The 22953-nt window shown below is 57.0% G+C and carries 24 protein-coding genes; 9 read left to right on the forward strand and 15 right to left on the reverse strand.

All coding sequences use genetic code 11. The annotated features are described in order from the left end of the window. Positions 1–69: 69 nt before the first annotated feature. Positions 70–246: a hypothetical protein gene (locus tag KOL70_RS03085; protein ID WP_021506450.1), complete on the forward strand. Its 177-nt coding sequence runs from the start codon at positions 70–72 to the stop codon at positions 244–246. Here the strand turns inward: KOL70_RS03085 and KOL70_RS03090 are convergent. Continuing rightward, positions 243–1382, reverse strand: a complete 1140-nt coding sequence (locus tag KOL70_RS03090; protein ID WP_058769610.1) for a hypothetical protein — start codon at positions 1380–1382, stop codon at positions 243–245. The genes KOL70_RS03085 and KOL70_RS03090 overlap by 4 nt on opposite strands. 152 nt (positions 1383–1534) lie before the next feature. On the opposite strand from KOL70_RS03090, the gene KOL70_RS03095 reads away from it, so the two are divergent. Next, positions 1535–2995, forward strand: coding sequence for a phosphatidylserine/phosphatidylglycerophosphate/cardiolipin synthase family protein (locus tag KOL70_RS03095; protein ID WP_021506448.1), 1461 nt, complete (start codon positions 1535–1537; stop codon positions 2993–2995). 40 nt (positions 2996–3035) lie between these two features. On the opposite strand, the gene mdoC is transcribed toward KOL70_RS03095, so the two are convergent. Beyond that, positions 3036–4181 carry a glucans biosynthesis protein MdoC gene (mdoC, locus tag KOL70_RS03100; protein WP_021506447.1) on the reverse strand — a complete coding sequence of 382 codons (1146 nt, stop codon included), beginning with the start codon at positions 4179–4181 and terminating at the stop codon, positions 3036–3038. Between the two features lie 278 nt (positions 4182–4459). Here mdoC and KOL70_RS03105 point away from each other — a divergent pair, with 278 nt between their 5' ends. The 3 genes from KOL70_RS03105 to KOL70_RS03115 all read left to right on the forward strand — a co-directional run bounded on the left by KOL70_RS03105 (position 4460) and on the right by KOL70_RS03115 (position 9007). Further along, positions 4460–5995: a glucan biosynthesis protein G gene (locus tag KOL70_RS03105; protein ID WP_182688977.1), complete on the forward strand. Its 1536-nt coding sequence runs from the start codon at positions 4460–4462 to the stop codon at positions 5993–5995. Continuing rightward, on the forward strand, positions 5988–8540 hold the full coding sequence (mdoH, locus tag KOL70_RS03110; protein ID WP_058780762.1) for a glucans biosynthesis glucosyltransferase MdoH: 2553 nt from the start codon (positions 5988–5990) through the stop codon (positions 8538–8540). The genes KOL70_RS03105 and mdoH overlap by 8 nt, the downstream gene beginning before the upstream one ends. Positions 8541–8767: 227 nt before the next feature. Then, entirely contained in the window at positions 8768–9007 is a 240-nt protein-coding gene (locus tag KOL70_RS03115) for a YceK/YidQ family lipoprotein (RefSeq protein ID WP_021506444.1), read from the forward strand. A gap of 1 nt (position 9008) precedes the next feature. On the opposite strand, the gene KOL70_RS03120 is transcribed toward KOL70_RS03115, so the two are convergent. From KOL70_RS03120 to KOL70_RS03130, 3 genes are all read right to left on the reverse strand, one after another. Then, positions 9009–9407, reverse strand: coding sequence for a MysB family protein (locus KOL70_RS03120; protein ID WP_215480194.1), 399 nt, complete (start codon positions 9405–9407; stop codon positions 9009–9011). Positions 9408–9528: 121 nt separating this feature from the next. Continuing rightward, a complete protein-coding gene (locus KOL70_RS03125; protein ID WP_021506442.1) occupies positions 9529–9795 on the reverse strand; it encodes a hypothetical protein in 267 nt (88 codons plus the stop codon). A 557-nt stretch (positions 9796–10352) separates the two neighbouring features. After that, entirely contained in the window at positions 10353–11276 is a 924-nt protein-coding gene (locus KOL70_RS03130) for a Kdo(2)-lipid IV(A) acyltransferase (RefSeq protein WP_021506441.1), read from the reverse strand. Between the two features lie 267 nt (positions 11277–11543). Between KOL70_RS03130 and KOL70_RS03135 the strand changes: the two genes are divergently transcribed. Then, a complete protein-coding gene (locus KOL70_RS03135) occupies positions 11544–12599 on the forward strand; it encodes a rhodanese-related sulfurtransferase (protein ID WP_215480195.1) in 1056 nt (351 codons plus the stop codon). Between the two features lie 44 nt (positions 12600–12643). Here KOL70_RS03135 and KOL70_RS03140 read toward each other — a convergent pair whose 3' ends face one another. The 10 genes from KOL70_RS03140 to mdtH form a co-directional block, all read right to left on the reverse strand. Further along, complete coding sequence (locus tag KOL70_RS03140; RefSeq protein ID WP_021506439.1) at positions 12644–13219, reverse strand: YceI family protein; 576 nt, start codon at positions 13217–13219, stop codon at positions 12644–12646. 1 nt (position 13220) lies between these two features. Next, a complete protein-coding gene (locus KOL70_RS03145; protein WP_215480196.1) occupies positions 13221–13793 on the reverse strand; it encodes a cytochrome b in 573 nt (190 codons plus the stop codon). A gap of 284 nt (positions 13794–14077) precedes the next feature. Next, a complete protein-coding gene (gene solA / locus KOL70_RS03150) occupies positions 14078–15193 on the reverse strand; it encodes an N-methyl-L-tryptophan oxidase (RefSeq protein WP_215480197.1) in 1116 nt (371 codons plus the stop codon). 106 nt (positions 15194–15299) lie between these two features. Continuing rightward, positions 15300–15554 (reverse strand): biofilm formation regulator BssS, encoded by a 255-nt coding sequence (bssS, locus tag KOL70_RS03155; RefSeq protein ID WP_021506436.1) that lies wholly within the window; start codon positions 15552–15554, stop codon positions 15300–15302. Between the two features lie 287 nt (positions 15555–15841). Beyond that, entirely contained in the window at positions 15842–16111 is a 270-nt protein-coding gene (locus KOL70_RS03160) for a hypothetical protein (RefSeq protein WP_010617279.1), read from the reverse strand. A 144-nt stretch (positions 16112–16255) separates the two neighbouring features. Continuing rightward, the gene (gene dinI / locus KOL70_RS03165; RefSeq protein WP_215480198.1) at positions 16256–16501 is read right to left on the reverse strand and encodes a DNA damage-inducible protein I; all 246 of its coding nucleotides are present in this window, start codon (positions 16499–16501) and stop codon (positions 16256–16258) included. Positions 16502–16569: 68 nt separating this feature from the next. Next, complete coding sequence (gene pyrC, locus KOL70_RS03170) at positions 16570–17616, reverse strand: dihydroorotase (protein ID WP_215480199.1); 1047 nt, start codon at positions 17614–17616, stop codon at positions 16570–16572. Between the two features lie 222 nt (positions 17617–17838). Continuing rightward, positions 17839–18402 (reverse strand): lipoprotein, encoded by a 564-nt coding sequence (locus KOL70_RS03175; protein ID WP_136545498.1) that lies wholly within the window; start codon positions 18400–18402, stop codon positions 17839–17841. 115 nt (positions 18403–18517) lie between these two features. Next, positions 18518–19165: a glutaredoxin 2 gene (gene grxB, locus KOL70_RS03180; RefSeq protein WP_021506432.1), complete on the reverse strand. Its 648-nt coding sequence runs from the start codon at positions 19163–19165 to the stop codon at positions 18518–18520. 89 nt (positions 19166–19254) lie between these two features. Then, positions 19255–20457: a multidrug efflux MFS transporter MdtH gene (gene mdtH / locus KOL70_RS03185; RefSeq protein WP_021506431.1), complete on the reverse strand. Its 1203-nt coding sequence runs from the start codon at positions 20455–20457 to the stop codon at positions 19255–19257. Positions 20458–20701: 244 nt separating this feature from the next. Here mdtH and rimJ point away from each other — a divergent pair, with 244 nt between their 5' ends. The 3 genes from rimJ to KOL70_RS03200 are packed head-to-tail and all read left to right on the forward strand — an operon-like array spanning position 20702 to position 22877. After that, positions 20702–21295 carry a ribosomal protein S5-alanine N-acetyltransferase gene (gene rimJ, locus KOL70_RS03190; protein WP_021506430.1) on the forward strand — a complete coding sequence of 198 codons (594 nt, stop codon included), beginning with the start codon at positions 20702–20704 and terminating at the stop codon, positions 21293–21295. Between the two features lie 15 nt (positions 21296–21310). Then, positions 21311–21955, forward strand: a complete 645-nt coding sequence (locus tag KOL70_RS03195; protein WP_059010451.1) for a DUF480 domain-containing protein — start codon at positions 21311–21313, stop codon at positions 21953–21955. Between the two features lies 1 nt (position 21956). Continuing rightward, positions 21957–22877: a Gfo/Idh/MocA family protein gene (locus tag KOL70_RS03200; protein ID WP_215480200.1), complete on the forward strand. Its 921-nt coding sequence runs from the start codon at positions 21957–21959 to the stop codon at positions 22875–22877. The last annotated feature ends 76 nt before the right edge of the window (positions 22878–22953 follow it).

Genomic DNA, 22953 nt, shown 5'->3' on the forward strand with positions numbered 1-22953 from the left:
GTCCTGATGCTTACATTATGGATGAGCTGAGGCCAGCAACCGACTACGGACGCCTGCAAGGAGATGTCGATGGAATCCCGGGATGACAAACTGATCGCCATCATTGGACTGCTTTCCGCCTGCCTGATCGGCGTAGTGTTCCTTTTCACCATGACCTGGCTGACGGACGTGCGCCATCCAGCCGATCCGTCACTGGATGTACAAACCTGCCCGCCCAAAACCGCCAGCCCGGTGCAGCACTCTTAATCCTGGGTGCGCCATTTAATCTGCTGACTGCGTAACTCCAGCGCCAGCGCTTCGTGCAGGGTGCGATTGCCATTAGGATCGCCCAGACCAAACAGCGCGCCAGGCGAGCGCCGATCGTCGGCCCACGCCGGATACTCCACCACCGGATAGAGCGAAATGCCTTCCAGCGCCACGCCCTGCGCTAAGGCCAGCCGCGCTTCCTCACTGACATGCCGCAGCCAGGGCGCGCGCGCGTCGCCTTCCGCGCCGGTTTCTGCCAGCAGCAGCGGGCGCTGATAACGCTGCCAGCACTGCATCAGCAGCCGGTGCAGCGGCTGACGCTGCGGATGATCGGGTGGAATGGTGTCGCCGGAGAAAAACCAGTGGTTGTCGGGATAATAGTTCAGCCCCAGGATGTCGAGAAAATCGGGCTGACCACCCAGCTCCGGCGCATCGCGTCCTGCCAGCCAGTCCCAGGCTTCAAACTGCGCCTGATGCTGGCTGTCGGCATAGGGTTTGCTGTCGGGGTTATGCGGATCGGCGGCGATCTGCACCAGCGGGTCGGTCAGCACGAAGCGGGCATCCGGATAGACGTCGCGAATGGCGTGCATGGCCGTCAGCGAGGCGCGCACCAGCTGACGTTTCAGTTCGCGGCCGCGCGCGCTGGCGTAGGGATCGAGCCACGAGACATCGGCGCCGGCCCAGGACCAGAAGGATATCTGATTGATAGGCGTAAAGAACGGCTGCTCCACGCCCTCATCCCGCATCAGCTGAGCCATGGCGCGCGCGAAGCGGCCAAAGTGCTCCACAAACGCCGGCTTCCAGATATCGAGATGATCGGGGTAGCCAAAGTGCGCCAGCTCCCAGATGATTTGTAAATCATGGCGCGCCGCCGCGTGAATCATCGGCAGAAAGGTGCGCCAGTCGTATTCACCTGGCGTGGCCTCAATCAGGTGCCAGCGGGCGCCATCACGCGCGGTGCGCAATCCCTCCTGCGCCAGCGCGGCGTAATCTTTCTCCAGCAGCATGTCGTGGCCGCTGCTGATGACCATATCCAGTCGTCGCCCGCCGCTGCGGCAGGCGGTAGAGCAGGGGAAGCTGCCCTGAAAAAAGCTGCGAAATAGCCGGGGCTGATGGCGCGGGGATAGCTGAGTCATGATCTTCTCCTCACGAAGAACGCCGGATGCAGAACGCCTGGCTAAGTCTAGACTAAATTAACGCCGCACCCGACGCGGAAGTAGACGGCTCTGATTGCCTTTACGTGCGGTGATACCAACAATAACAGCTTCAGGGTAAGCAGGGATTGAGTATGAGCGAAGCGGCACTGCGTTCCTCACGCGAACGGCCAGGCGACGGGCTGAGAGAACATGCGCAACAGCAATGTGCCCGTCATCCGGGACTGAGCGGCATTCATCCGCTGAACGATGGGCTGGATGCGTTTGCGGCACGCTATCTGCTGATGGGCATGGCGCAGCACACCATCGACGTCCAGTATTATATCTGGCACAACGACATGTCCGGACGCCTGCTGTTCAGCGCGCTGCTGGATGCGGCGGAGCGCGGCGTTCAGGTGCGCCTGCTGCTGGATGACAACAATACGCCCGGGCTGGATGAAACGCTGGCCGAACTCGATCGGCATCCAAATATCGCCGTGCGGCTGTTTAATCCCTTCTCGTTTCGAACCCTGCGCGCGCTGGGCTATCTGACCGACTTCGCTCGCCTGAATCGCCGGATGCACAACAAAAGCCTGACCGTGGACGGCGCGGTAACGCTGGTGGGCGGCCGTAACATCGGCGACGAATATTTTGGCACCGGCAATGAGCCGCTGTTTACCGATCTCGACGTGCTGGCGCTGGGACCGGCGGTAGATGAAGTGGCGGAAGATTTCGCCCGCTACTGGCACAGCAAAGCGGTATCGCCGTTGCGCAGCGTCGTGGACACCGGCGCACCGCCGCATGAAGCGGTGCGTTTACCGCCGGAGTGGCAGCAGAGCGAGGCGGTGCAGCGCTATCTGGCGCGGCTGGAGAAATCTTCATTTGTCAGCCAGCTGGAGCAGGGCTCGCTGAGCATGACCTGGGCACACACGCGACTGCTGAGTGACGATCCGCGCAAAGGGCTGGGCAAAGCGAAGCGCTCCTCTTTGCTGCCGCAGCGCATGCTGGAGGTGATCGGCACGCCGCAGCAGCAGTTCGATATTATTTCGGCCTATTTTGTCCCGACCCGGGCCGGCGTGGCGCAGCTACTGGCGCTGAAGCGGCGGGGCGTTAAGATCGCCATCTTAACCAACTCGCTGGCCGCCAATGATGTCACCGTGGTTCACGCCGGCTATGCGCGCTGGCGCAAGAAGCTGCTGCGTCACGGTATTGCGCTCTACGAACTGAAGCCGCAGGCCAATGCCGCGGATGCCCCGCACGATCGCGGCCTGACCGGGAATTCCGGCTCCAGCCTGCACGCCAAGACTTTCACCGTCGATAACCGCAAAGTGTTTATTGGCTCGTTTAATTTCGATCCGCGTTCGGCGGTGCTGAACACGGAGATGGGGCTGGTGATTGAGAGCGAAGCGCTGGCGCAGCAGACCCATCAGCGCTTCAGCAGCGGCATGCGCGACCGCGCCTGGGCACTGCGGCTGGATAAGTGGGGCCGCGTTAACTGGGTGGAGTACAGCGGCGAAGCGCGGGAAGTGGTACATAAGCACGAGCCGCAGTGCACGCTGTTGCAGCGTTTGCTGGTGCGGCTGGTATGGCGTCTGCCGGTGGAGTGGCTGCTATAGCCGGGCTGCAACGCGCGCAGCCCGGCGGGTAAGCACGCCGTTACGTCTGCGCGGAGGTCTCTGGTTTGCGCTGCGGCTTGCCGGAGAACAAAAAGCGCAGCAGCGGGATACGCAGATGAATCTCGTACAGGGCAAAGGCAACGCCAAACACCATCAGCAGGCCGACAAAGAAGCCCAGCGTATTACTGCTGATGTGTGGCGTAACGTAGATGCCGTACAGGATGGTCAGCGGATGGTGCACCAGATAAATAAACAGCGACGCGTTCACCAGATACATGATGCGCGGCGAGTGGCTGTTCAGCAGCTTGTGGCCGAAGCTAAAGCAGACGTTCAGCATACACAAGCCCATCAGCGTAGAAATGATGGCATCAAGCTCGTACAGCCAGCCTTCACCGCTGCTGTAGCGCTGATTCAGGCTGTACGCGATGAACACCGCAATGGCACCAAAGCACATCACCGGATTAAAACGCACAAACAGCGCTTTCAGCGCCTGATGTTTCCAGCTCAGTGCACCCAGCATAAAGAACGGCAGGAAGAACAGCGACTGCATTACCGCAATGCTGAACAGGCCATCCATTAACAGCGCGGGAGCAAAGTGGAAAATCAGCCGGCGGAAGGCGCACCACACCAGCGCATAGGCCAGCAGGGCCAGCGTCAGCTTGCCCCAGCCAACCTGCTGATAATCGATGCGGCGCTGCTGATCGCGCAGCCAGCGGAAGCTCAGCATGCCAAACGCGGTGAGAATCACCAGTACCAGTAAAAACCACAGGTGCGAAATCAGATCCCACATCAGCGCGTTGTACTTGTCATACAGCGAGAAGTTTGCCCAGTCGCCGACTTTGCTGGTGAGATTTTTCAGCATAAAAAACTGTGGCAGGGTAATGAGCGGCACCGCAGTTAACAGCGGAATGCCGACGCGCTCCAGCCGCACCTTCAGCCAGCGGTTGGGCTGATAGCGCAGATAGAGCATATATGAGAAATAACCTGAAATAACAAAGAACACCTGCATGCGGAAGGCGTGAATAAAATCATTCAGCACCGTCAGCCACAGTGAGGCGTCCTGGCTGTTAACCGACCAGCGTTGGGTCGAGTAAATCAGCGAGACGTGGAAAGGCACGCCCAGCAGCATTAAATACGCTCGAATCGAGTCGAGGAAATATTCACGTTCGGGTTTGGCTGAACTCATAAGCTTCCGGTTTGTCAGTTTACTTGCCGGTTTCACCCTGAAACCGGATTATGCCGGACGAAATTCTACCGGCTGTAAACAGCGTATACTATCAGGTGAATCTGTTTCTTAATCTTCCGGGTTTAATTATCCGAAAAGTACACTTTCGGCTTACGAATCAGGGGAACAATCTTTTACATAAGCTGTCGGAAAACCGAATAATCCTTTAAGATAAATGGGTTTGATCTAAGCACACGAAAGGGGGGGATGTGCTGACTAAAGTGAAGAATAATGGCGGGCTGGTGAAGATGCGCTGGGTAGGCGCAGCAGTTCTGCTGGCGTTGTACGCCAACAATAGCTGGGCGTTCAACATTGATGATGTGGCAAAGCAAGCTAAGGCGCTGGCAGGGAAAGGTTTTGAAGCGCCAAAAAGCAATTTACCCTCTCAGTTTCGTGAAATGAAGTTTGCTGACTATCAGCAGATCCAGTTTAACCACGACAAAGCATACTGGGGCAAACTGCGCACGCCGTTTAAGCTCGAGTTCTATCATCAGGGCATGTATTTCGACACGCCGGTGAAAATCAATGAAGTCACCGCGTCTTCGGTACGTGAAATCAAATATAACCCTGACTACTTCAATTTCGGCAACGTGAAACACGATGCCGATGCGGTGAAAAACCTCGGTTTTGCCGGTTTCAAAGTGCTGTATCCTTTAAATAAAAAGGGTAAAGACGATGAGATTACCAGCTTCCTGGGTGCCAGCTATTTCCGCGTGATTGGCGAAGGCCAGGTGTATGGCCTGTCGGCGCGTGGTCTGGCGATTGATACCGCGCTGCCTTCCGGTGAGGAGTTCCCGCGCTTTAAAGAGTTCTGGATCGAGCGGCCGAAGCCGCAGGATAAACAGCTGGTGATTTATGCGCTGCTGGATTCTCCGCGCGCCGCCGGTGCCTATCGCTTTGTGATCCAGCCGGGCAAAGAGTCCACCGTGGACGTGCAGTCTAAAGTGTATCTGCGTGACAACGTCGGCAAACTCGGCGTAGCCCCACTCACCAGTATGTTCCTGTTTGGCGCTAACCAGCCGTCGCCGGTCAGCAACTTCCGTCAGGAGCTGCATGATTCGAACGGCCTGTCGATTCACGCCGGAAATGGCGAGTGGATCTGGCGTCCGCTCAATAACCCGAAACACCTGGCGGTCAGCACCTTTACCATCGAAAACCCGAAAGGCTTCGGTCTGCTGCAGCGTGGCCGTGACTTCAGCCATTACCAGGACCTGGACGACCGCTATGATCTGCGTCCAAGCGGCTGGGTTGAGCCGCAGGGCGACTGGGGCAAAGGCCGCGTAGAGCTGGTGGAGATCCCGACGGCAGATGAAACCAACGATAACATCGTGGCCTTCTGGACGCCGGAGAGCCTGCCAGAGCCAGGCAAAGAGATGAACTTCAAATATCGTCTGCACTTTACGCGCGATGAAAACCAGCTGCATCAGGACGATGTGGCCTGGGTGAAAGACACGCTGCGTTCTGCGGGCGATGTGAAGCAGTCTAATCTGGTGCGTCAGCCGGATGGTTCCATCGCCTTTACCGTGGACTTTGTCGGTAAAGCGATGAGCAAGCTGCCGGAAAACACCCAGGTGGCGCCGCAGGTCAGCGTCGGTAACAACGCCGACGTGGTCGAGCAGAGCGTACGCTACAACCCGGTCACCAAAGGCTGGCGTCTGGTGCTGCGTCTGCGCGTGAAAGACAACAAGCAGCCGACCGAAATGCGTGCGGCGCTGGTGAGCGGCGACAAGACATTGACGGAAACCTGGAGCTATCAGTTACCTGCCAATGAATAAATCGACTTATTTACCTCAATCTTACGTGGAGGCGCTGCCGCTTGATGCGGCAGCACGCGCCACGCTCAGCGCCTCGCTGCAGAATGCGCAGGCGTTTCATGCCATTCACAGCGCGCTGGGGCAGGATATCGCCGCCAGCGAACGGCCGGACGATGCGCCGCTGAAATCGGTCTCGTCGCGCGTATCCATGGCGTGGCCGGATTCGCTCGCCGATGGCCAGCAGCTCAGTAAAGATTATCTCGACCGCACCACGCTGAAGGCGATGCCGCCGGTGAAGCGTTCGCTGATGTTCCCGGAAGCCTGGCGTACTAACCCGATCGCGCGCGCCTGGGATTCCCTGCGCGGGCAGAAAGGCAACCCACGCTATGCCACGGTGGAAGAGCAGAAAGCGGAAGACAAATGGCGCCACGTAGGTTCCATGCGTCGCTACGTGCTGCTGATCCTGACCATTCTGCAGACCGTGGTCGCCACCTGGTACATGAAAACCATCCTGCCGTATCAGGGCTGGACGCTGCTCGATCCGGTCGAGCTTTTTAACCAGAACTGGCTGCAGTCGGTGGAGCTGATCCTGCCGTATATTCTGCAGACTGGCATCCTGTTCCTGTTTGCCATCCTATTCTGCTGGGTATCGGCTGGTTTCTGGACCGCGCTGATGGGCTTCCTGCAGCTGTTGATCGGTCGCGATAAATACAGCATCTCGTACTCGACCACCGGGGATGAGCCGCTCAATCCGGAACATCGCACCGCGCTGATCATGCCAATCTGTAACGAAGACGTGGAACGCGTGTTCGCCGGTCTGCGCGCCACCTGGGAGTCGGTGAAACGCACCGGTAACGCGGAGCATTTCGACGTTTACATCCTGAGCGACAGCTACGATGCCGACATCGCCATCGCCGAGCAAAAAGCGTGGATGGAGCTGGTGCGGGATGTCGGTGGGGCGGGCAAGATCTTCTATCGCCGTCGCCGCCGCCGCGTGAAGCGTAAAAGCGGCAACATCGATGACTTCTGCCGTCGCTGGGGCAGCAACTACAGCTACATGGTGGTGCTGGACGCTGACAGCGTGATGAGCGGTGAGTGTCTCACCGGTCTGGTGCGCATGATGGAAGCGAACCCGAACGCCGGTATTATCCAGTCGTCGCCGAAAGCGTCAGGCATGGATACGCTGTATGCGCGCTGTCAGCAGTTCGCCACCCGCGTTTACGGGCCGCTGTTTACCGCCGGTCTGCACTTCTGGCAGCTGGGCGAATCGCACTACTGGGGGCACAACGCCATCATTCGCGTGCAGCCGTTTATTGAACACTGTGCGCTGGCGCCGCTGCCGGGTGAAGGCTCCTTCGCCGGTTCGATCCTGTCACATGACTTCGTGGAAGCTGCGCTGATGCGTCGTGCCGGCTGGGGCGTGTGGATCGCCTACGATCTGCCGGGTTCTTATGAAGAACTGCCGCCGAACCTGCTGGACGAGCTGAAGCGTGACCGTCGCTGGTGCCACGGCAACCTGATGAACTTCCGTCTGTTCCTGGTAAAAGGCATGCACCCGGTGCACCGCGCGGTGTTCCTGACCGGCGTGATGTCCTACCTGTCGGCGCCGCTGTGGTTTATGTTCCTTGCGTTGTCGACCGCCCTGCAGGTGGTGCATACGCTGATGGAACCGACCTACTTCCTGCAGCCGCGTCAGCTGTTCCCGGTGTGGCCGCAGTGGCGTCCGGATTTGGCGATTGCGCTGTTCTCCACCACGCTGGTGTTGCTGTTCCTGCCAAAACTGCTCAGCGTGGTGCTGATCTGGTTTAAAGGGGCGAAACCGTACGGTGGCGCATTCCGCCTGTTCCTCTCGCTGCTGCTTGAGATGCTGTTCTCGGTGCTGCTGGCACCGGTGCGCATGCTGTTCCACACCGTGTTTGTGGTCAGCGCCTTCCTCGGCTGGGAAGTGGTGTGGAACTCGCCGCAGCGTGACGATGACGCCACGCCGTGGAGCGAAGCGTTCCGTCGCCATGGTTCACAGATGCTGCTGGGGATTGTCTGGGCCGTCGGGATGGGCGTGCTCGATCTCAACTTCCTGTGGTGGCTGGCGCCAATCGTCTTCTCGCTGATTCTGTCGCCGTTTGTCTCGGTGATGTCGAGTCGCGCCACGGTCGGGCTGAAGAGTAAGCGTGCCAGGCTGTTCCTGATCCCGGAAGAGTATGAGCCACCGAAAGAGCTGGTCGACACAGATCACTATCTGCAGCTGAACCGTGAACGTGCGCTGAAGCATGGCTTCATGCATGCGCTGTTCAATCCGGCGTTCAACGCACTGGCGACGGCGATGGCGACATCGCGCCATAAGCAGAGCGCACTGCTGGATCACGCACGCGATCGCCGCGTCGATCAGGCATTGAGCGATGCGCCGGAAAAACTGAATCGCGAACAGCGTCTGCAGCTGATCAGCGATCCGGTGGTGCTGGCGCGCGTGCACACGCGTTTGTGGGAAAGTGCGGATAAATATCATCAGTGGGTAGAGAGTTATCAGAAACTCACGCTTAACCCGCAGGCGCTGCCTCAGCGCGCCTGACAGGCTAACGGTGATGAAAAAGCGGCAGCGATGCCGCTTTTTTTATGCCTGCGCTTCAGCGGGGGGCACAACGCGCCTCACACAATCTTTACGCATAAAGGCATAGCGGTTTAGCTGCACCCGCAGCTAAAATGGCGCGATGACACGTGCCAGCGTTCCTGAGCACATTTAAACAGTCACTGACGCACATCAGAATCAGGGGTGTCAGTTCAGGATGAGTAAATGCAGTGAAATATTGCCTGAAGTTAATTGCGCTGTGCGCCGCCATTTTGCTGCTGACGGGCTGTGGCAGCATTATCAGCCGGACCGTACCCGGACAGGGGCACGGCAACCAGTATTATCCGGGCGTGCAGTGGGATGTGCGTGACGGGCCGTGGCGCGTGCTGACCATTCTCGATCTGCCGCTGTCGCTGGTGATGGACACGCTGCTACTGCCGGTTGACGCACAGCACGGCCCGTACGAGTAACTTACGCCCAGTTGTCTGACGGACTGTCGTCGTCTTCCCACTCTTCGGCCGCAGCTTCGCCTTCTTCCAGGTCGCGCGGCGGCTCCAGCTGAAATTCGCCTTCATCCCATTCGTGCAGGGTATTTTCCGACTGCCACTCCTGGCGCAGCTCAATTTCATCGAAATTACCGTCGAACACCGCCTGCGCCGCTTCACCGCTGCAGATTGGCAGGCATTCGCCCTGGCCGTCTTCGTCAGCGAAAAACTCCGCCTGCCACATAATGTCGCCATCCTGCATCACGTACTTCTGCAGCGCAAACTGGCTGACACTGGCGTCATCCTGCTCCAGTTCAGGCTGGCTGGCGAGAAACTCTTCGCGTGCGGCTTCAATGGCTTCTTCTAACGTAATATACAGGCTCATCTGCAACTCCTTGTCAGTGCAAAAAGGGATTTCACAGAAGAATAGACGAAAATTGGCGGCTGTCAGGGCGGGAGAGAACAATGACGGGGTGGATGCGTAAAAAGTCATCCACCCGCGCCGGTTACATCATTTTTTGCGGAAAGTGCAGAACCGGTCGTACCGACTCGCGTAACACGGGTGCAGAATAACGGATGCAGCATTTAATACAGGGTTTCACCTTTTTAAAATTAATTCGTGCGGTGGCCAAAGCCTGATTTAAATTATAGAGCGTACCGATGAACACCATATCCTCCTTAACCGGCAGACGTTTACACTCTTTCCGATGCAGCAGATGGTAACCCTCCTGATCGGTACTGATCGTCACGTAGTAGTAGATACCTTTATTCATATTATGTGTCCTGAATATATTTGCTGTGTGTAATCTTTTTATATTTTTAAACGCGCAGTTAACGAGCTAACTGTCAGGGTCGAAACTAACTGGATTCGATCGGGCTAACCAATTCCATAAAGATATATTAAAGATGAATTTTTAATCAAAAGAGAATATGGCGGTTAACTTTCAGACAAACACTTGTTTAATCAGTAAAATTTATTAGATAAGTAAACAAGACGGCAAGCCTGAGTAAAATTAAATAGGAAAAGGCCTGGAAGTCCTCAAAATCAGATCCGCACCCGTCATATTTTATGCGTGTTGCCGTACAAACTCACGTACTGAAAAGCAGCGGCGGTAAGGGAGAACGCGTAGGCGTAGCTACAAAAAACCGTGATTAATGCGCAAGATAGCAGCGGGTGGCATAAAGGGTGTCGTTGATGTAAGTGTCGCCGTGTGGAAGGCATAGCAGTTCAGGCTGGGCCTTTTTTAGCGCGCCACTGCGCAAAGAATCACGTGAATTAAGGCAAATGTGCGGTAAATAACGCGGGGCATTGATAATACCCCGCAACCGATTAATAGCGTGAAGGCTGCCCTTCGGGCCGGGTTTTAAAGCGGCGATGCAGCCACATATACTGCTCAGGCGCCAGCAGCACCGTCTCTTCCACCACTTTATTCATCACGATAGCGGTATCCAGCTCACTCTCCAGTGAGAATTTGTGGCGGATATCCGGCATCATTTTCAGTTCGTAGCCGCGGCCGTGCGGCAGGCGGCGTGCCAGAAACGGCACCACGCTCGGATTAGCCAGACGAATCAGCATATGCGTGCCGGTGGTGGTCGCGGCTTCCTGAACGGCAAAGAACGGGGCGAATACACTGCTGCGCGGGCCGTAGTCGTGATCGGGCGCATACCAGATGATGTCGTTGTTCTTCATGGCGCGGATCATGCCTTTCAGATCTTTGCGGTCCAGCATGCTTTTATTGGAACGCATGCGTCCCCAGGTTTGCAGCCAGTCCAGTAACTTGTTGTCGTTAGGGCGATACACGCCAATGCCCGGGTTGTACATGCCAAACACGCGCGCACCCAGCTCCAGCGTCAGGAAGTGCATGCCAATCAGCAGGATGCCGCGCTTTTGTGCCAGCGCCTCGGTAACGTGCTCCAGGCCGCTGGTACTGACCCATTTACGAATACGCCAGTCCGGCCAGAACCACGCCATGCCGGTCTCAATCAGCCCCATTCCCACCGATTCGAAATTGTGCTTCACCATGGCTTCGCGTTCGCTGGTCGGCATATCCGGGAAGCACAGCGCCAGATTGCGTTGCGCAACCTGGACACGACGCTTCATAAAACGCATGGCAAGGCGTCCCAGCCCGCAGCCAGTCACGTACAGCAGCGGGTAGGGCAACAGCACCAGCACATAGAGGAAACCGATGCCCAGCCAGGTCAGCCAGTAGCGTGGATGAAGGAGTTCGCGGGTAAATTGCGGAAGTTGCGTCATGGAAATATCAATGTCCTGCGTCGTGTACCAGAGAGTCCGGTTTCTGTAATTGGCCGGGATTATGCCATTTTTTCTCTCTGACTGAAATCAACCATCCGTGCGTCAGCGCACGACGAACAGCATTTCTGCGCAGATATTGGCGAGCACAACGCAGAACCCCGTCGATTGTGGCTGATGGCAGGAGAATTGCACCAGAGGCTTTGCATCACGCTCAATTCAGGTATCATATGCGCGCTAAATTTCTCTGATTGCTAACAGGTGTTCACCATGCCAGTGTTACACAACCTCGTTTCCAATAAAGAGCTGAAAGAACGTATGCTGGCCGAAACCGAGCCGCGTACCACAGTCTCTTTTTATAAATACTTCCAGATTGCCGATCCACAGGCATTCCGCGACCGTCTCTATGTTGCCTTAACCCAGATGAAGGTGTTCGGCCGCGTCTACGTGGCGCAGGAAGGGATTAATGCACAAATCAGCGTGCCGGCCAGTCGCTATGAAGCGATGAAGGCGATGCTCTATGCCTTTGACCCGGCGCTCGACAATCTGCGCATGAACATCGCGCTGGATGACGACGGCAAATCGTTCTGGGTGCTGCGCCTGAAAGTGCGCGATCGCATCGTGGCTGACGGTATTGAAGACGGTAGCTTCGACGCCAGTAACGTCGGTAACTATCTTAAAGCGGCCGAAGTCAACGCCATGCTCGACGATCCGGATGCGGTGTTTGTGGATATGCGTAACCACTACGAATACGAAGTGGGCCACTTCGACAACGCGCTGGAAGTGCCAGCCGATACGTTCCGCGATCAGCTGCCGATGGCGGTGGATATGCTGCAGGCGCAGAGAGACAAAAAAATCGTCATGTACTGTACCGGCGGCATCCGCTGTGAAAAAGCCAGTGCGTGGATGAAGCACAACGGTTTTGATGATGTTTACCACATTGAAGGGGGCATCATTGAATATACCCGCCGCGCGCGCGAGCAGGGTTTACCGGTGCGCTTCAAAGGCAAAAACTTCGTGTTTGACGAGCGCATGGGCGAGCGTATCTCTGACGATATTCTCTCCAGCTGCCATCAGTGTGGTGCGCCGTGCGACAGCCACACCAACTGCGTTAATGACGGCTGCCATCTGCTGTTTATCCAGTGCCCGAGCTGTGCAGAAAAGTATCAGAACTGCTGCAGCCCGCTGTGCATGGAAGAGTCGAAACTGGCGCCGGAAGAGCAGCGCGCGCGCCGCGCTGGCCGTGAAAATGGCAACAAAGTGTTCAATAAATCGCGCGGTTTACTCAACATGACCATGGCGATCCCCGCGCCGGACAAAAAGTAACGGCTTAACAGCCTGGCGCATTGCCCGCCAGGCTGTACTGCTGATTACTGACGCACACCTTCGACTGAAATGATCAGCTCGGCTTTTTGCGAGGCCGGACCGAGATCTTTGCTGATGTTAAACTCTTTCAGCACGATTTCGCCGCTGGCGGCAAAGCCGGCGCGATAACCGCCCCACGGATCCTTGCCTTCCCCAATCAGCTGCGCATCCAGCGTGATCGGCTTCGTTACGCCGTTGAGCGTCAGGTTGCCGGTGATCTTATAATCCTTGCCCTGTTTTTTAACCTCAGTCGAGCTGAAGCTGGCCTGCGGGAATTTGCCGGTATTGAGGAAATCCGCGCTGCGCAAATGCTTGTCGCGCTCGGCATGGTTGGTATCGAGGCTGTTGGTATTGATGGTCACGTTGACCTTGTCCGCGGCCGGATTGGCTTCATCAAAGGTAAAGCTGCCATCAAAATCTTTAAAGCTGCCGTACAGCCAGCTGTAGCCAAGATGCTGAATGCGGAACTGAACAAACGCGTGCTGACCCTCTTTATCAAACTTATACTCAGCCGCGCTGGCACTCAGGCTGGTCGAAAAGAGGGCAGCGGCGCTGAGCGCCAGCAGGGTTTTCCTGATCATATTACTTTTCCTTTTCAGAGGTTAAGGGGATGCGGTAACCGAGCATCCGTTTCAGCGTCATGTCGCGATCGACAAAATGGTGTTTCAGCGCGGCCAGGGCGTGCAGGGCAGACAACAGCACCAGAGCCCACGCCAGCCATAAATGGACCTCACCGGCGACATCGGCCTGCTCACCCGCGCCGCTAAACAGTGCCGGTACCTCAAACCAGCCAAACACTGAGACCGGCTTGCCGTCTGCGGTAGAGATTAGATAGCCGCTGATCAGCAACACCAGCAGCAGGCCATACAGCAGCCAGTGCGCAGCATGGGCGGCACGGCGTACGTGCGGCGAGTAACTGTTGAGCGGTGCCGGCGGCGGCGATATCACGCGCCAGCACAGGCGCAGCAGCAGAGCAGCAAACAGTAAGATGCCGATGCCTTTGTGAATCTCAGGGGCGCTGTGATACCAGCCGTCGTAATAGCCAAGTCCGACCATCCATAAACCCAGCGCGAACATACCGTAAATCGTCAGCGCCATCAGCCAGTGCAACGCAATGGTTAACGCACCGTAATGCCGTGGAGAATTACGCCACATAGTTAAGCCGTTATCAGGAAATAAGTGGTAATGAGAATCTACAACCTGAAATAGAAAATCAATCATCCTTACTTTTCTATAACTTTGAATTTACGGGTTCGATATATATGGCGAAAGGCTGGTGGTGTAATTCAATAATTCTGAATAGATAAGCAAATAGCAGTTTTAGTCCTGGCGGCAATGGCTATTGCTACACCAAATGCGCCATAAACGCGGGCGTAAAGTAAATCTGTGTCAGGAAAGGTCAACAACTGCCAGTGCGCTCCGCACCGGCAGCAACAAAATCAGGCAAAACGCGAAAGTGAGAAGGGCGTGAGGTCAAAGGAGAACGGTTTATTCTGCGCAAATTCGCTGGCCAGTTCACCCAGCACGCTGGCGAATTTAAACCCGTGGCCGCTCAGGCCGGTGATGATCAGTCGGTCAGGCTCATCGGGCAGGGTATCGATAATAAAATCTTCATCCGGCGTGTTGTCATAGCTGCAGGCTTCACCATGCAGGCACACGCCTACGCCTGGCAGAAACTGGCGCAGGAAGCTAAAGGCTTCGTTACCGTCAGCGGCGATGCTGCCGAACGGTTTGCGGTCCGCTGGCGTCTGCATCGGCTGACCGCCATCGTGGCGTCCCACTTTCAGGGCATTATTGTCTGCCGGGAAACCGTAGAAATGGCTGCCATCCGGCATCTCTACCGTAAAGCCGGGGAACTGGTTATTTTCGCTGTAGCGCCCATCGGCCTGATACCAGGCAAACACCTTGCGCACCGGCGTAACGGGCAGATTGTCCACCAGCTGACTGACCCAGGTGCCGGCGCTGATCAGTAGCTTGCGCGCGCGGAATACGCCATCGCTGGTGGTGACCTGCTGCAGATCGCCCTCGCGGCCAATCGCGCTGACCGGGCAGTTAAACAGCTGCGCGCAGCCAGCCTGTTCCGCCAGCTGCACCCAGCTGCGCACCGCCTGTTCGCATTTCAGGAAGCCAGAGTTAGGCTCAAATACGCCTACGTAGCCGTCCGGAACGCTAAGCTGCGGCCAGCGTTTACGCACCTCATCGGCCTGTAACACCTGCACCGCTAACTGCCAGCGGTTAGCGCTGTCGATTACGTTGTGAATGAAATCCGAGCTGGCCGGCGCCAGATTAAGAATGCCACTGCGGTGCATAATGCGTTCGCCGCTCTGGCGCTCCAGCTCATCCCACAGCGTCTGGGCGCGCAGCACCAGCGGCACGTAGCGTTCACCTTCGCCGTAAGCATGACGAATCAGGCGGGTTTCGCCGTGATGCGTCCCCTGACTGTGGGGCGGGTGCGCGCTGTCGATCATCAGCACCGACAGGCCCGCCTGGGTTGCGTAGAAACCCGCGGCAGCTCCGACGGAACCACTTCCCACCACAATCAGATCATAAACCATGACGACATCACTCCTGCAAAACGGCGATTTTTTTCAATAGCATATCAAAAGAGTGCGCCCATGAAAAAGGCACCCTGTAGGGTGCCTTTTCACGCGATGGTGATGATTAGTGCTTGCGATTATCGCGTAGGTATTGCTCAGTGGACTCGATCTTTGCAATGCCAGCTTCGAGGATAGAGATAAACTGTCTGGCTACGTCAGTTGTCAGCCAGTATGTTGGGCCCACGTCAGCTTCTTCTTCTTTCTGGTCCTGCGATGATAGCGAGTGCAGGCGGATCATCATGGCGTCATAGCTGTCAACGGTGCTGATATCCCATCCCACCAGCGGATGGGTCTGGATGACGTCTTTACTTCTGTCCATTATAACCTCCTTATTACTCGTTAAACGAAGTGCTTTCGAGGTTCAATGCGTCTGTATCTTGCACTAGCGAGATAATTATAACATGGAATTAACAGTACAGTAGTTAAAAAGTGTGGTGACTAAAAACACAGCAAAATAAAAGCAGCCAAAAGCCGGTTTTCAACGAATAAATAAACGCCTTACGCAGCTGGGTATTTATTGTCGCAGCGCAACGTGTCGTCATACCGATTATCGGCATCTCAGCATTAAAACTTTAACGGGCTGAACGCCAGGGTAAAAATCTGAAATTATCCCTGCGACTCGGCAGGCAACTGCCCTTTGCGTCGATGGATCTCGTCCGCCAGCCGGGCAAAATGCTGCTGTAACTGAGCGTCATGATTCTGGTTTTGCGCTTCGAGCGTCAGATTGTGAGCCAGCAGCTGGCTGGCGCGATCGTCCAGACAGAAGGTCAGCGTAGCAAAGGCATTTTCCAGCACGGTCAAACGGCGTTGCTGTTCAGCAATGAAGGCCAGTAATTCCCCAAACGTCATCGCCTCTTCTGGTTTTTCAGTAGTCATGTGCAACACACCTCCTGTAAGCACGACGAGGCAAGAATAGGACATCGTTTAATCAGAGTCTAGCTGGCGCGGGTTTTTCTGGCGAGCGGGAAATAAAAACAAAAAAGCCGGGCGGCGGGCCCGGCAAAAACGGCACAGTGGCGGTTAATCGGTAATAAACCAGTCGTCAGCGCTTTCCCAGGTTTCCTGCAAAATATCGCTGATGCGGTCGCGTGATTCTTTACAGCCGCCAAACACGCTGAGCTGGTTACCACCGGCATAGCGCACTTTGACGTGATGATTGTCGTCGGGAAAATCGCGGGAGATACGGCGAGTGAGTTCAGCGCTCAGTGCATCCAGTGCACCGACGGGAAGGGGCTGAGTCTTTGCTACGGTAATTTCAACACGCATAAACGCCTCCGGGATAATATACTGGTTATTTGTACAGTATAAAATTCCCGAAGGCAAGCGGCAGATGATTATTCTTTGATGCGCCAGTTAAGGGTTTCACCGGCGAGGAACGGAACCAGCGTATCGTCAGCGACCGTGATGCTCTCCTGCACCGTCCACGGCTCACGCACCAGCGTCAGGGTGCCGTCGTTGAGCGGCAGGCCGTAGAAACTGGGGCCATTCTCAGAGCAGAAGGCTTCAAAATGCTCCAGTGCGCCAAGCTCTTCAAATACGGTCAGATAAGCGGGCAGCGACGTCGGCGCATTAAATACGCCGGCACAGCCGCAGCTGGCTTCTTTCAGGTGGCGCAGGTGCGGTGCCGTGTCGGTGCCCAGGAAGACACGCCGGTTGCCGCTTGCCACCAGGTTACGCAGCGCTTCCTGATGAATGTTGCGCTTCAGAATGGGCAGACAGTAGAGATGCGGGCGCACGCCGCCCACCAGCATATGGTTGCGGTTGAACATCAGATGCTGTGGCGTAATGGTCGCGCCAAGCAGTTCATTGCCGGCGGCTACATACTCCGCAGCTTCCTTCGTGGTGATGTGTTCCATCACCACTTTCAGGCCCGGGAACTGCTGGCGCAGCGGCTGCAGCACGGTTTCGATGAAGCGCGCTTCACGTTCAAAGATATCAATGTGCGCATCGGTGACTTCGCCGTGCACCAGCATCGGCATACCGATTTCCTGCATGCGCTCCAGCACGCTGGCAATGGAGGCAATGTTGGTGACGCCATGGCTGGAGTTGGTGGTGGCGTGTGCCGGATAGAGTTTAGCCGCCGTAAAAATACCGCTGCGGAAGCCGCGTTCGATTTCATCCGCATCAAGCGAATCGGTGAGGTAACAGGTCATCAGCGGCGTGAAGTGATGCCCAGCAGGCAGCGCCGCCATGATGCGTGCGCGATACGCTTCGGCAGCCGCAACGCTGGTGACCGGCGGAACCAGATTTGGCATGACAATCGCACGACCATTCACCGCGCTGGTATAGGGCAGCACTGCATTGAGCATCGCGCCATCGCGCAGGTGGATGTGCCAGTCGTCAGGGCGGCGAATCGTGATTTGCTGGGGTTGGGCTGTCATTCAAAAAGGCTCCGGCTGAGGTGAAAACGAAATGGCTCGTTTAGGCCGGGGACTAATCATAAGGGGGCGGGCAACCGTTTGCACGGGATTTTGCAGTGCGGCAGAGAAATAACCACAGGCGCGGCAGGTTGCGCGGCAGGTTGCGCGGCAGGCGCGGGCGGAATAATGCCGGCATCCTGCCACGCTATCCAGGGCCGCCGCTGAGAACGGCCCTTTGCAACGTTAATCGGTAAACGGAATCACCAGCTGGCCAGGCTTCACTTCCAGCCCTTTAGCCAGTTTCTTCGCCAGCGCCTCGCCTTTGCTACGGTCGGCACTCAGCACGTAGGCGGGTTTTTCATTGAAATAGCGCTTGAGGGATTCGTTCAGATACGGCGTAAGGGTTTTCATGATCGACGCCATCTTCTCAGGTTGCACCTGCGCGTCGACGATTTCGAGGTCCTGCAGAAAGATGGCGCCCTGCTGCGCGTTGTACACCGGTTGCGCTTTCATCTTCAGCTGCATTTCGGCCTGCTGCGGACCAAACAGCGAGCTGACGTTGATGTTGGCTTTACCAGACAGCGTCACTTTGCCGGGTTCTTCACGGCCAATCTGGCTGCTCAGGTCGGTCAGTACAATATGGGCATTCACCAGCCCGGACACGCCGATGTCTTTCTCGTAGTTGTTGCGCTTTTGCAGCGCCTGATTCACTTCCTGCTCGCTGATGGTGTATTGCGTCAATTGGTTACAGCCGCTGAGCAGCACGGCAAAAAACAGGGCAAACAGCCCGGGAAACGCCTTCTTCATGATTTCTTCTTCCTGGTTGATACGGCCAAACAGCCTTAAGCCTGCCTGATTCAGGGCCAGGTGTCACCAGGAGAGAGATGAGAAACGCAGCCGCGCGCTTCTCATCACAGCGTCATCAGGCCGCAATCGACGACAGCAGATTCACCTGCGTCTGTTTCGCCATATTATCGCGGTAGTCAGCAACGCGGCTCGGCCACTCGATACCGGAAACCAGCGTCAGCGAGCGCAGCAGCGGAAACAGATGAATGTCATCCTCAGACAACTCGCCGTTCACCGCATTGGGTTTGACGATCAATTTATCCAGCTGGCGCAGATCATCGCTGATATTTTTGATGAACCCCGGGGCATGCTTACGCAGTTCGGCAAAGTCACCGAGGCTGGCCTGTTTCTTTTCGCGGAAGTAATCACGTGCTTCGGGAGTGGCGAATTCAGCAAACGCGGCCTCGGCGATGCGCGGCAGCAGCAGCTTGTTGATGTAGCCATTGACCCGTCGCAGCCAGTCGGCGATGGCGGGATTTTGCTTGCCGGTCAGCAGCGGCTGGCGATCCTGATTATCGACAAAGCGCACGATATCCATGCTCTCCGGCATCGCACTGCCATCGGCTTTTTGCAGAATCGGCGCCATTTTCTGGCCAATCAGCTTTTTCGGCGTTGCTTCATCATCATTGAGCATCACAATCAGCTCAACCGGCAGGTTTTTCAGGCCAAATATCATGCGTGCTTTGACGCAGAAAGGGCAGTGATCGTAGATGTAAAGTTTCATCCCGTTTCTCCTGTGGTTCTCAGGGTGACAGAGGTCACCCTTTTTCCGGACGTGCGGGAAGTATGGAAGAGAACGCCTGAACCGGCAAACTAGCTGCTGAAGATCGCCGGTGCCACCTGGCGCGGCTGGAACTGCCACCACAGCGCCAGCAGCGTGATGATACCGACGGTGCTGAGCAGCATCCACGGCAGCTCCGGGAGGGCCAGCTGCTGGCCCATATCGAACATCCAGCCGCCACCGGAGTAGCCAATCAGCCCGCCAATCGCCAGACCGAGCCGGCTGAACCCCATGTAGCTGCCGCGTGCCCGGGCGCTGGCCAGGGAGGCACTCAGGGTTTCACGCGCCGGTTCAGCGATGATCGATCCGAGATAGAAGACGGCGATCAGCAAAAACAGCGACGGCAGCGAATCGGTCATGCCAACCGGCAGCAGGCTGAAGGTCATCAGAAATAGTCCGGCCATCAGGCGCGTCTCGAGGCGGAAGCGCTTTTCACTCCAGCGCGCCAGCGGATAGAGCAGGCTGAGTGACAGCAGCGCTTCAATCGCGTACATCCACTTCACCGCCGCCGGTGCGCCCGCCACCTGATTGACCATGACCGGCAGCATCAGCATCACCTGCACGGCGAGAATGTAATAGCCGGTCAGAGTAAAGACATACAGGCGGAAACGGCGGTCGCGCCACACGCGCTGCATTCCCTCGCGCATGGCGATACGCTCCGTAGAAATGCGCCATGCTGGCAGCCACACGGCGTTAAAGATGGCGGCGACGACAAACACCGCCGCACCGACCCAGCACACCAGACGGAAATCCCAAGCCAGCAGCCAGCTGCCAATCAGCGCGCCCAGCACCGCGCCGGCGCTGTCCTGCATCATCAGCAGCGAAAAGAAGCGTCCGCGCTCGCGTGCCCGCACCAGTTTCACCACCAGCGCGCTGCGTGGCGGATCGAACAGCGTGCCGCCCAGTCCGGACAGCAGGCAGGCCAGCCACAGCAGCCACGGCTGATGCGCCAGCGCCATACAGGCGAAACCGGCAGCGCGCATCAGCATGCCGGTGACAATCAGCGGCCGTGCGCCAAAACGGTCAGCAATGGCCCCACCGAAGATGCCCAGCCCCTGCTGCACCAGCTGACGCAGGCCGAGCGCAATGCCCACCAGCAGCGCGGCCCAGCCAAGCTGTTCCACAAAGTGAATGGAGATCAGGGGAAACACCACAAAGAATCCCATTACCACCAGCATGTTATCGACTAACAGAAACGTTTTTCCAAGGCGTCGTGCCCGCGCAACCCGTGACATGCTGAATCCTGAGCAAGTGAGAAGGAAAAGTGACCAGTTGGTCTATTTTCTGCCTGCTCCGGCGGGAAAAATAGCGTTTTCAGGATGATATTTTTTTATCCAGCCTGAAGAGAAATTAATCCTTAATCGGAATCAATTGCCGTGAGCGATGCGCGGGGTTTTACCGCAGCCGGGGTGACGGTTATAGTGAGAAGTAACGCCGCTGGCGTACATCTTTCTTTCGTTATGGATTTCAGGAGTCATGATGTTTGGCTATCGCTCTGCTGGCCCGCGCGTGCGGCTTACCACCGATCGTCTGGTGGTGCGTCTAGTACATGAACGCGATGCCTGGCGTCTGGCGGATTACTACGCCGAAAACCGCGCCTTTCTTAAACCCTGGGAACCGGTGCGCGATGAGAGCCACTGTTATCCTTCCGGCTGGCAGGCGCGCCTGGGTTTAATTGCCGACATGCATAAACAGGGCTCCGCGTTCTATTTTGTGCTGATGGACCCGGAAGAGCATGAAGTGCGCGGCGTCGCCAACTTCAGTAATGTGCTGCGCGGATCGTTTCATGCCTGCTATCTCGGCTACTCGCTGGGAGAGAAGTGGCAGGGGCAGGGCATGATGTTTGAGGCGCTGCAGGCGGCGATTCGCTACATGCAGCGCCAGCAGCGCATTCATCGCATTATGGCCAACTATATGCCGCACAATCAGCGCAGCGGTGATTTGCTGGCGCGCCTCGGTTTTGAAAAAGAGGGCTACGCCAAAGACTATTTACTGATTGATGGCCGCTGGCAGGATCATGTGCTGACGGCGCTTACCTGGCGCGAATGGAACCCGGATCGTCGCGGACAATAATAAAAGGAACACGTAATGAAGATGGCTCTCTCCGCGCAGGCATTGCGCGTGATCGGCTGCCTGCTGGAGAAGCAGGTCACCACGCCGGATCAATATCCGTTATCCCTCAATGGCGTGGTCACCGCCTGTAATCAGAAATCTAACCGCGAGCCGGTGATGAACCTGAGCGAAAGCGAGGTGCAGGCTCAGCTCGATGAGCTGGTGAAAAAGCATCTGGTCACCGCTAACAGCGGTTTCGGTCAGCGCGTCAGCAAATATGAACAGCGTTTCTGCAACTCGGCGTTTGGCAATCTGCAGCTGAATGCCGCCGAAGTGGCGGTGCTGACGCTACTGTTCCTGCGCGGCGCGCAGACGCCGGGCGAACTACGTACCCGCAGTGGTCGTCTGCATGAGTTTCAGGACATGGCCGAAGTGGAACGCACGCTGGAGGGGCTGACGACGCGCGATGACGGCCCCATGGTGGTGCGTCTGGCACGCGAGCCGGGCAAGCGAGAAAGCCGCTATATGCATCTGTTTGGCGGCGAGGTGGCGGACGAGCTATCCGCGAGCCACACAGCGTCGCCTGAGTCTGACGATCTGGCCGTGCGCGTTGCTCAGCTGGAAGCGCAGGTGGCGCGCCTTGATGCTCAGCTGCAGCAACTGCTGCAGCGGGAGGCGTGAAATGACGCTGCGTATTGGTGTGGTCGGGCTTGGCGGTATCGCGCAGAAAGCCTGGCTGCCGGTGCTGGCGCAGGCCAGCGGCTGGCAGCTGGTCGGCGCGTTCTCGCCCAGCCAGGCGCGGGCGCAGCCGATCTGCGACAGTTACCGTATTCCTTATTTTAGTCAGCTGGATGTGCTGGCGGCGGCCAGCGATGCGGTGTTTGTACACAGCAGCACCGCCAGCCATTTTGAGGTAGTGCAGGCGCTGCTGCTGGCCGGTAAAGATGTTTGTGTCGATAAGCCGCTGGCCGAAACGCTGCAGCAGGCGGAGACGCTGGTGGCGCTGGCGGAAAAGCGCAAACGCAAACTGATGGTGGCCTTCAACCGGCGCTTTGCACCGCGCTACCAGCAGCTGAAAGCGCAGCTGCCGGGCGCGTCCTCGCTGCGCATTGAGAAACACCGGGCAGACAGCGTCGGCCCGCACGACCTGCGCTTTACCCTGCTGGATGACTATCTGCACGTGGTCGATACCGCGCTGTGGCTGGCCGGCGGCAAGCTCAGGCTAGAGTTCGGCCATATCGACACCCATGATGACGGCGCAATGCTCTACGGTGAGCACCATTTCTCGGCCGGATCGCTGCAAATTACCACCAGTATGCATCGCCGCGCGGGCACGCAGCGTGAAGTGGTCAGCGCCATCTGCGACGGGCGTTACATCGAAATTAATGAGATGCGCGACTGGCGTGAAGAGACGCTTAGCGGCCTGCGCAGTGATGTCCCGCCGGCGTGGCAAAGTCATCTGACCCAGCGTGGCTTCAGCGGTGCGGCACACCATTTTATCCAGTGCGTGGAAAATCAGACGATGCCTGAAACCAGCGGTGAACAGGCGCTGGCGGCGCAGCGTCTGGTGGAAAAACTGTGGCGCGACGCCGTACAGGAATAATCCCTTGTAACACTCAATGCTGGTCATTTCCCACCGCAGCAGTAGACTATCGCCGGACATCGCAGGATGTCCGCGC

It is taken from the genome of Pantoea sp. B270 (genome assembly GCF_018726825.1).
In the GTDB taxonomy this organism is placed as follows: Bacteria; Pseudomonadota; Gammaproteobacteria; order Enterobacterales; family Enterobacteriaceae; genus Pantoea; species Pantoea dispersa.